The 8,800-nt window shown below is 36.0% G+C and carries 15 protein-coding genes; 11 read left to right on the plus strand and 4 right to left on the minus strand.

The genetic code is table 11. The features are described 5' to 3' along the window. Nucleotides 1-111 precede the first annotated feature (111 nt). The 8 genes from ACFIJL_RS08095 (at nt 112) to ACFIJL_RS08130 (ending at nt 4,961) form a co-directional block, all read left to right on the plus strand. A complete protein-coding gene (locus tag ACFIJL_RS08095; RefSeq protein WP_375613947.1) occupies nt 112-480 on the plus strand; it encodes a hypothetical protein in 369 nt (122 codons plus the stop codon). Nucleotides 481-640: 160 nt separating this feature from the next. After that, nucleotides 641-1,768 (plus strand): YdaU family protein, encoded by a 1,128-nt coding sequence (locus ACFIJL_RS08100; protein ID WP_375624111.1) that lies wholly within the window; start codon nt 641-643, stop codon nt 1,766-1,768. Continuing rightward, on the plus strand, nt 1,752-2,186 hold the full coding sequence (locus tag ACFIJL_RS08105) for a hypothetical protein (protein ID WP_273790335.1): 435 nt from the start codon (nt 1,752-1,754) through the stop codon (nt 2,184-2,186). Before ACFIJL_RS08100 ends, ACFIJL_RS08105 begins: the two co-directional genes overlap by 17 nt. A gap of 153 nt (nt 2,187-2,339) precedes the next feature. Continuing rightward, a complete protein-coding gene (locus ACFIJL_RS08110; RefSeq protein ID WP_375624113.1) occupies nt 2,340-2,687 on the plus strand; it encodes a hypothetical protein in 348 nt (115 codons plus the stop codon). Further along, a complete protein-coding gene (locus tag ACFIJL_RS08115; RefSeq protein WP_375624115.1) occupies nt 2,674-3,189 on the plus strand; it encodes a hypothetical protein in 516 nt (171 codons plus the stop codon). The genes ACFIJL_RS08110 and ACFIJL_RS08115 overlap by 14 nt, the downstream gene beginning before the upstream one ends. A gap of 245 nt (nt 3,190-3,434) precedes the next feature. After that, on the plus strand, nt 3,435-3,815 hold the full coding sequence (locus ACFIJL_RS08120; RefSeq protein WP_375624132.1) for a helix-turn-helix domain-containing protein: 381 nt from the start codon (nt 3,435-3,437) through the stop codon (nt 3,813-3,815). 136 nt (nt 3,816-3,951) lie between these two features. Continuing rightward, a complete protein-coding gene (ssb, locus tag ACFIJL_RS08125) occupies nt 3,952-4,407 on the plus strand; it encodes a single-stranded DNA-binding protein (protein ID WP_375624117.1) in 456 nt (151 codons plus the stop codon). Between the two features lie 11 nt (nt 4,408-4,418). Beyond that, nucleotides 4,419-4,961, plus strand: a complete 543-nt coding sequence (locus tag ACFIJL_RS08130) for a hypothetical protein (RefSeq protein ID WP_375624119.1) — start codon at nt 4,419-4,421, stop codon at nt 4,959-4,961. Between the two features lie 3 nt (nt 4,962-4,964). Here the strand turns inward: ACFIJL_RS08130 and ACFIJL_RS08135 are convergent, their stop codons facing one another. Continuing rightward, entirely contained in the window at nt 4,965-5,387 is a 423-nt protein-coding gene (locus ACFIJL_RS08135; RefSeq protein ID WP_375624121.1) for a type II toxin-antitoxin system HicB family antitoxin, read from the minus strand. A gap of 20 nt (nt 5,388-5,407) precedes the next feature. Continuing rightward, nucleotides 5,408-5,590 (minus strand): type II toxin-antitoxin system HicA family toxin, encoded by a 183-nt coding sequence (locus ACFIJL_RS08140; RefSeq protein WP_006589116.1) that lies wholly within the window; start codon nt 5,588-5,590, stop codon nt 5,408-5,410. Between the two features lie 346 nt (nt 5,591-5,936). Between ACFIJL_RS08140 and ACFIJL_RS08145 the strand changes: the two genes are divergently transcribed. From ACFIJL_RS08145 to ACFIJL_RS08155, 3 genes are all read left to right on the plus strand, one after another. Continuing rightward, entirely contained in the window at nt 5,937-6,251 is a 315-nt protein-coding gene (locus tag ACFIJL_RS08145) for a hypothetical protein (RefSeq protein WP_375624124.1), read from the plus strand. Nucleotides 6,252-6,254: 3 nt separating this feature from the next. After that, nucleotides 6,255-6,836 carry a hypothetical protein gene (locus tag ACFIJL_RS08150; RefSeq protein ID WP_375624126.1) on the plus strand — a complete coding sequence of 194 codons (582 nt, stop codon included), beginning with the start codon at nt 6,255-6,257 and terminating at the stop codon, nt 6,834-6,836. A 582-nt stretch (nt 6,837-7,418) separates the two neighbouring features. Next, a complete protein-coding gene (locus tag ACFIJL_RS08155) occupies nt 7,419-7,952 on the plus strand; it encodes an antA/AntB antirepressor family protein (protein WP_375624128.1) in 534 nt (177 codons plus the stop codon). A gap of 50 nt (nt 7,953-8,002) precedes the next feature. Here ACFIJL_RS08155 and ACFIJL_RS08160 read toward each other — a convergent pair whose 3' ends face one another. Continuing rightward, complete coding sequence (locus ACFIJL_RS08160) at nt 8,003-8,308, minus strand: BrnA antitoxin family protein (RefSeq protein ID WP_375624130.1); 306 nt, start codon at nt 8,306-8,308, stop codon at nt 8,003-8,005. Further along, nucleotides 8,286-8,552, minus strand: coding sequence for a BrnT family toxin (locus ACFIJL_RS08165; RefSeq protein ID WP_004856729.1), 267 nt, complete (start codon nt 8,550-8,552; stop codon nt 8,286-8,288). Before ACFIJL_RS08165 ends, ACFIJL_RS08160 begins: the two co-directional genes overlap by 23 nt. Nucleotides 8,553-8,800: the final 248 nt, after the last annotated feature.

Here is an 8,800-nt window from a genome sequence, read left to right on the forward strand (position 1 = left end):
AGTACAGCAAATGCATCACAAACAGTAATATCTTCTCATATTGCTGCCCCTACAGATAATAACGAACATCAACAGCATCATTCACACTCTTAAAGAAGAAAGAAAGTAAAGATGGATTATGGTTTAGCGGCAATTATTATACTTTTTACGACCAATGTAATTACGGTTTTTTGTTTGTGGGCCTATCGTAAAGTTTTTTATTTATATCGTAAAAAAGAGCAAAGCTATGTAAATGTTTTGCAAAAATCATATTATACTTTTTATATTTTGAAAGATTTAATACAGGAAATAGGTTTTCCAGAAGGCTGTACAATCGTTTTTAATAATTCTGATTGGAATTTTTCTTTTGATGAAAACAACCATTTAATAGCCAAAAATTCTTTAGGACCAGAATTGTCCATAAAGATGCATGGCGACACAAAATATTTCAAAGAAAACTCTCAAAAAATTTTTGAAAAACACAATCGGTCCAAACATTAAATGTAACGAGATGAGGCATGCAGTGTATTTTTGAATTGAGTAAGTTCATTTTTTTTAATTTATGACTAAACGCTCTGTCATAGCAAACATATAAATACGTAGAGCCTTAAGGGGGGGATTATGATCACTCATTTATATTTAATGAAAGAAGGGGATGCGCATGTCTAATGGTATGCCATGGATAAGATTCCATTTGTATGACTGGATAAGTGGTACAGATGGAATGACGTTAGAGCAAAGGGGCGCTTATATGACGCTTCTCGTTCGCATGTACGATAAAAAAGCACCAATTAAAGAAGATTTTGAAACGCTTGCACGTGCTTGCAATTGTTCGCAGAAAAAATTTGCAGCTATTGTCGAATACTTAATGAGGAATGATAAACTTGTTGAGACAGATAATGGATTGTGGAATACGCGCGTTGAAGAAGAGCTGAACGATTTTGCTGATAAAAAAGAGCACATATCGCAAGTTCGTAGTGAGGCTGGTAAAAAAGGTGCACAAGCAAAAAACAATACAAAACAACATGTTAATAATTTTGCTGAAGCAAATGACAAGCAAAACGTTTTTTTTGCTGAAGCAAACGCTAAGCAAAATCAAGCTATAAAGAACCAGAATAAGAATATATATAAAAAAACTAAAACTATCGTTTTAGCAAAAAAAGAAATTGGTTCTGAAAGTTTAGAAACAAACGAACAGGTTGACGAGCCAACAGAGGTTGCTGCTGTTGAGACCACATCAGAGCAAATCACAACGGGTGTAGAAAACCAACCTCCCATTCACGAGCAAGAGAACGTTCCCAAAAAAGCAAAACGAGCGCAAGCTAATCGCGGTTGTCGATTGCCAGAGGATTTCAAACCTAATTTGCAATACGCAATCGATCAAGGATTAACGCATGATGAGGCGCTGTTAGAAACCGAACGGTTCACAAATTACTGGATAGCAAACCCAGGTAAAAATGCAAACAAACGAGATTGGCAAAGGACTTGGTACAATTGGGTCACAAGCCCTATCGGAACGCTAGCAAAGAAAAAAGCAAGATTAGAACAGGAAAAACGGTTAGGTGGTTATCATGGAAAATTCACTCAGAAAACTTTCACAGAACAGCTTGCAGAAGGCTTCAACGAACTCAGAGATCATCTCTCATCTGGAGAAGATTATGGAAATGATCAGTCCGGGGTATCCATTGACGCTGAAAGCTGGGAATACATTGACGAAACAGGAGGAAGAGCAAACCTTAGATGCTTGCAATCTTCTACAAGCGTTGCTCTCTGTGAAAGCTTCAGTTAAGCAAATTGAGCAAGCTTCTTTCCTACTCTCAAGCATGAGAGTCCCTGCGAACACAGATTCCAAAGCCGTTGTTCTATCCTATAGCATGATGCTGGAACGGATTTCAGCATATGCTCTGAAAAAAGGCGTCGAAGATATCGTAACTGGTCAAGCAATTGGGATATCAAAAACATTTATGCCAACTTGTGGAGAGCTTTTAACTTATTGCCAGACACTAGAAAATACCCTTCTTTCAAAAGCCGAAACTGTACGTAGAGCAATTGAAAACACATGTGAGAAAACACTCAAAGAAAAAACAGCGAAAGAGCATTTTAGACCACTAACGCTTGTTCACAAGCAAGAGCTTGAAGAAACTTTAAATGGCATTGGTGGGATAATGAAACGCTTTGGTCCACAGCAAACTAGTGAAAAGTGCTGATCTTTTTACGATTAGACATGCGTTTAAATCGACAAAAAAGCACCTTACAAAGCGATTTAAAGATTTTATGATAAACCTATCCGAAATATAAAACGCTCTGTATGATCAAATTTGAGGCAAATAGACCAATTGGTAAAATTATGGACTAAAAACATGAGAATATTAAAAGACCTGTTCTTAAAAAAGCGTAAACAACCCATGCAAAAAGAGTTTGTTGCAACAGCTGTTGGTTATGTTCCTTGGGGGGACGGAGCAGAGGAGTATTTTTACAACCTCTACGAATATGAAGACGGCACAAGAGAGTGTGAAAAGTTTGATGGCGGCCAGTATTATACCACACCAGAAAATGCGGATTTTAGTACCAAAGCGCAAGTAAAAGCATGGGTTTACGGTGGGAATATTCCGAAAAGCGTTCTCAATTACGAACCTCTTATAGACGAGATCAATAAAGAGATCAAAAAATTATCGAAAACCGCAGGAAATAAATATGTTTACAGATAAACAGCTAAGAGCCTTGTTTGGCATTATAACTTTTATATTTTTATGTTTTTTAGGAATTAAAAAAAATCCCTACTTTATCCAAAGTATTTTGATATTTGCATCTTTTGGTTTGATAATAATAACAAATATTTTTGTAATTTTATGCAATTCTCATATTCCTTTTGAATTGCAAAATAATCCAAAATATAAAGATGATGATACAACGGGTTGGGTGAAACTAACACGTGATTTACAACAGTATATGCACAGACTTTTAAATATAATAATTTTAGCGCTTGTCGTTTTAATTTTTCCAAATAGTTATAAAGAAACGGTTTCTTTGCCTGTCACTTCTAAGCACGTGGAACACCAGTTTTCTTTTTCATTGGATACCGTATTTGGGTATTTAGACATTGTACTTTGGTACTATTTTTTATGCTGTGTATTGTTTCTTATGTTTCGTACACGCAATTTAATAAACATATCCATCTACATACTACAGTCTTGTACTAAAAAGCCATAGTAAAATCTCTGATTTATAAGACTTTTTTGGTTAATCGGTATTGTATCTTCTTAACATCGATTGATGAAATCAACAAAACATCAAAAAACACCTAAAAAGGCACGTAACGATGACTCATATCTGCTCACCATTAAGATATCCAGGCGGCAAGGCTATACTTTATGGAAAAGTCAAAGAAATTTTTGAAAAAAACACAATATCATTTCTCAAAGCAGCTTGATTGCATGAATAGGAGTTTTAATCACATGCTTACACTATTTGGCAAAACTTTACGCAAAATTCGCCTTGATCACTTTGAAAGGCTCTTAGATATGGCTGATAAACTAGGCATCTCTATAGCATTTTTATCTTCTGTAGAAATTGGCAAAAAGCCTATACCTGCTGACATGGAAGAAAAGATCATTGAGAAATATGCTTTAGATGAAGAAACGGCTTCTATCTTGAGAAGAGAAGCAAATATTTGTCGTAAGAATTTTACAATGAACTCTTCTGCCCCACTTAACCATGAAATTTCTAACACGTTTGTTAGAATGTTTAAGTCTCTTTCACAACAAGATCTGACAAAGTGCAAGGAACTCATGGAGAAAGTAGAAAAAAAACGGTGCTTGCAGAATAGAATACCTTGATCCCCTTATTTTATACACCGTAAACATAATTTTATATGTTAAAAAACAATAATATCCTTTTGAAATAATTGAATAAATATGCAAATTATGCTAAGATTTTTCATGTATAAATTGCTAATCTAATGGGGCTACAAATATGCTAAATAAAGTGACGTTAATCGGGCGCCTTGGTGCTAATCCCGAAAGCAAAACAATGAATTCTGGAGCAGAAATAGTCAATTTTAGTATAGCGACTTCTGAGAGCTATACAGATAAAAAAACCAATCAAAAAGTAGAGAAAACAGAATGGCATTCAGTTGTGATTTTTAATCCACATTTGGCAAAAATTGCACTTCAATATCTCAACAAAGGTTCAAAGGTTTACATAGAAGGAAAATTACAGACACGCAAATGGCAAGATAAAAATGGGCATGACCGTTATACAACAGAGATTGTCTTACCACAATTCAAAGGCGAGTTGTATTTGCTTGATGCCAAAAAAGATCAATCGGCATCCCCTACCCCTTCACCTATTACTTCTCAAAATTATGCTATCGCTTCAGGGGCTGCTGATCATAGTGCACTCATTAATAATGATAGCATACCATTCTGATTGAAAAAAATATGACAAAAAGAAAAAAACGTGCAAAACGCGGTCGTCCACGGATTAAAGGATGTATCAGAGAACCAAATGGACGTATCTCACGAGCAAAAACACCGCATGAACCCATGGATAAATTGGCAATTGAAATGCGTGCTAAGCGCTTTGGCTTGACCATAGAAGAGGCTAAAAATCCGCTTTCCGGCACCTATATCGGGCGGCTTTATTTGCAAGGCAAAATAAATCAAGACCAATATGATGCTGCGCAAAAATATCTTGAAGTGAAAAACAATTACCTATGTGCAAAAGCATTGCCTAATGCAATTTATGATGAAATGCCTACAACTTCTGATAACGGAGCAAGAGAGAAATGGGTACAGAAGGCAACACAACGTCTTTTAGCTGTAAAAGATGTTGTTCAAGAAGCTCAATGTTTACACCGTCAATATAACCTTCATGCCGCATTACGGTATCTTGTCATAGAAGATCAATCACTACCACACCTTGTGCTTTCATTGCGCATTGCTCTTAATGCGCTTTATAAACATTTTACGCAAAACCGGTAATTTTCAAGCGGCGTCTTGGATATTAATGGCAACCTCTTTTCCAAGAGCAATGAGAGTAGATTCTAAGGCATCTAATTTGGTTGCGTGGTTTAAATCCAACAATCGGTCAATTTGTACTGGATGAAGTTTTAAAAGACGTACGAGATCAGCTTTGCGTAAGTTTTTTTCAATCATAGCGTTATGTATTGCAATTTTTAAAGTCACCAATGAAGATACTTCAACAAAAGGATAGGCAATATCACGATGTCCAAAGGGAATAGGTTCACGATCTTGAAAACGCCCCATAATGACTGTTAAAAGTGCATTTTTAGCCTGTTCCAAAGCCTCTTTTTCATCGTTACCATAGGTAATAAATTCCTGAAAGTCTTTAGAGACGACTAGAAGAGTATCATTGTCATCTTTGATAAATTTGATTGCATATTTCATTTACACCTCCATATTCAGGCTTATTTTAGGTCAAGATCTTTAAGAATCTTCTGGACTAATCCTGTTCCTAATTCTTTTCGCGTACCATGCATAGGTAAAACGGACTTTTTAGAACCGCGCTTTACAAGCAAATGTCCACCTTTCCCTGAAGTAAAACTGCAACCATGCTTTATAAGATATCTTTTCAATTCTTGACTATTCATTATAATAATATAACATCTAAAATGTTTCAATACAACATAAATGTTTCGTTAAAGGAAAATAAAGAATATCTTTTAAAACACCATATTTAGGTAAAAAAATAAAAAAAATACAAGATCATGATTTTTTTTGTTGACATAGTATAAAAAATCGTATTTAATGACGGTACTGCACTAGTCGTATTGTGTTTAAAATTCAAAAATATCCCCAAAAATTCAGTAAAATATGAACTTGAAACGTAGCTAGAAAGCCCTGTTTTCTCGGTAATTCTGACTAATCTATTTTTCAAATAACAAAAATCAATATTTGACTAACGATGTCATTAATTATGACTCAAAAGGAGCAATGATGAAAGCTGTCATCACTAAGCCAATGTGTGTTGTTGGAGACAATAAAAGCACTGTTCGATTTGAACCATCAACACCCAATAATCCATTTGTTGAAGTTTCTAATCAAGTCTACGCACGTCTCAAGCGCGCTAATGCTGTAAAACCTTTTATTGACGTCAAGACAACAGCAAAAACAGATAAGGCAATTGAACAAATTAAACAGATAGAACAAGAAGCCGTACAAACATCGTCTGAACCAGTGACAGAGGAAATTCCACTCGAACAGCCAAAAGCATCTAAAGCTTCCAAGTCACCTACCCCAAAAAAGGCTTAGAAGTTGAAGTTAATCATCCACCAAAAATGGTATCTTCAACAGGCAAAAGATACCTTCACAAGCCTTCAAGCCCCTCGCCTTAATTGGGCTCTGCGTAATGCTCTAAACACTACAGCAAAACAAGTTGAACGCTTCACTGAAAAGCAAGTTGCAGACATCTCATCAGCCCAAATAAAGCGTATAAGAAGAGGTGTTTATATTAAAGAAAAGGCGACAGCAAGGTTTCTTGAGACAGATATCATTGGTTCTGTAACACCGATACCTCTTAAATTTTTTAAAGCAAACGAAACAAAACGCGGCGTAACTTACACACTGTTTGGAAAGAAAGAAATCTTACCCCATGGTTTTATCAAGGGAGGCAGTTTTCCAAAGCGTGTTGAATTAAAAAAGCTGAATGGGAATGTGTTTCAAAGAGCGGATGGAGATCAATTCCCTATTGCAAAACAAGAAGGACCATCAATTGCTAAAGTGATGTCCAAGCCAGAGATTGCAAGTGCTATTGCACAATATGCCAATGAAAGATTAACCAAAAACATACAGAGACAACTTTCTCGTCAAGAATACGCTGCTAATAAGAAAGGCTAGATCATGTTCTCAAGCTTTATCTATATATTCCATATCCTTATGAGTTTAGGAATTACATATTCTTATTGCAACTTTAAAAACAGATTATCACTTATGCTTTGTTTTTTCATAAAAAAATCAATAAAATCAATGCAAAAGGTACTTCCCAGCGGGTTGGCTTCGTTGCGGGGCAGGCTAGCGCGAACTATCGCTAGCGACAGAATTTTCAAATTGACTATACATTGTACATTTAACTCATTGATAAATAATGATTTCAATATGTACACTGTACAGTATGCGATTATTTTTAGATAAAAATTATGTTTATTCTTGACATTGTTGCGTCAATGTCTATTTTCGAATCAGGTGCCTAGAAAACACCTTAAAACAACAAGCGGATTGGTTGCCGAAATAATCAGTCTTCCGCACATTAAAGACTTTGACTCATTATATGCTACATGCGTATAATAATATTGTCGGGTGTGGTTACGCTATACAATACTCTCACGAGGAAAGCGTAACGACGGGCTTGTTGCCGTGTTTTCTAGCACCCGGCATCCTCTTAGGATGTCAATAGAAAGCCTAATCAACAAGGAGTTCATTATGAACACTCTTATTAAAATTACAGAACAAACAATTGATCAAGAAACTGTTCAAGCAGTAAATGCACGTGAGTTGCATACGTTTTTGAAGGTAACATCTCGTTTTAACGATTGGATTATTAATCGTATTAAAGAATATGGTTTCCTAGAAAATAAAGACTTTGTGAGTTTTACTAAAAATTTAGTAAAACCTAAAAGCGGTCGTCCAAGTACAGAATATCACATCACTTTAGACATGGCGAAAGAGCTCTCAATGGTTGAACGCAATGAGAAAGGTAGACAGGCTCGACGCTACTTTATTGAATGTGAAAAGAAACTAAAAAGCCAATCTGTTGATTATTGTGATGATATACGTTTTGCTTTCCCAAAAGATTGGGATCAAATGTCTCCAACTAAAAAGGCTGTTTACATTTATGGTCCACTCCATATGCATCTTGTCAAAGCCTTTACGTTGGTAGAAGAAAGCAAACATTATAAAGCTTTAATCAAAGAAGCAAAACAAGTCTTAGAAAGATCTGTCGTAAAAGCTGCTTAGCTTAAGACACATCTCTCCTCCCCGTTATCAACAATGGGGAGGTGGTTGGTTTAGCTGCCACTTGCTTTTTTTAAGACTTCACCCATACGTGTTCGCCAGTCTTTTCCTTGTTTTTTAAAAGAGGCAATAACATTTGGGTCGAGACGGAGAGTAACCGCTTGTTTAGGAGATTCAACGGGTGGACGCCCACGTTTACGGCGTTCTTCTGTTACATACTTAAAAAAGGAAGGTGGTAAAACGTCTTTAGCTGGCTTTAAGCGTGCAAGTTCTTCATCTGTTAGTGGTGGGGAATCCACAGCGTCCCAATCTTCTTTTGTGTAGCCACATTCTGTTTCAAAGGTTTTTTTGATAGTCATTGAAAACCTCTCTTTCTTTTTTATTCGCTTGACGAAAACTGATAATGGATATCGCTTCATTGCCAAGCTTTGCAAAAACAATAACTGTTGTGCCATCAGCAAAATGTCCAATAGCCTTCATGCGGTTTGAATGTGTTGCATCAATAAGAGCATGTTCCCAGTCAAAGTAAATAACATCAGCAAAATCAAGCTTATGTTTATCAATGTTTAAAGCTCTTTTTGGTTCATCCCACACTATCTTCATATATTTTATGTACACGAAAAATAAAACCTTGTCAATAATTAAAGTGTACAATAATTCGTATATACCATTCAAAATGGAGCAACTATGAATAAGAAAACGCGTAAGGGTCTATCGGTTCGTGCGTTTGCGAAGAAGATGGGTGTTTCACATAATGCGGTGGTTTCTCGGATAAAGACAGGTAAATTTGATGCGGCTCTTTTTGAAGATGGTTCTGTCAATGAAGCCCTTGCAACAGCCATCTGGAATGA

Origin of the sequence: Bartonella sp. TT119HLJHH (assembly GCF_042193385.1) — a bacterium.
Taxonomy (GTDB): Bacteria; Pseudomonadota; Alphaproteobacteria; order Rhizobiales; family Rhizobiaceae; genus Bartonella.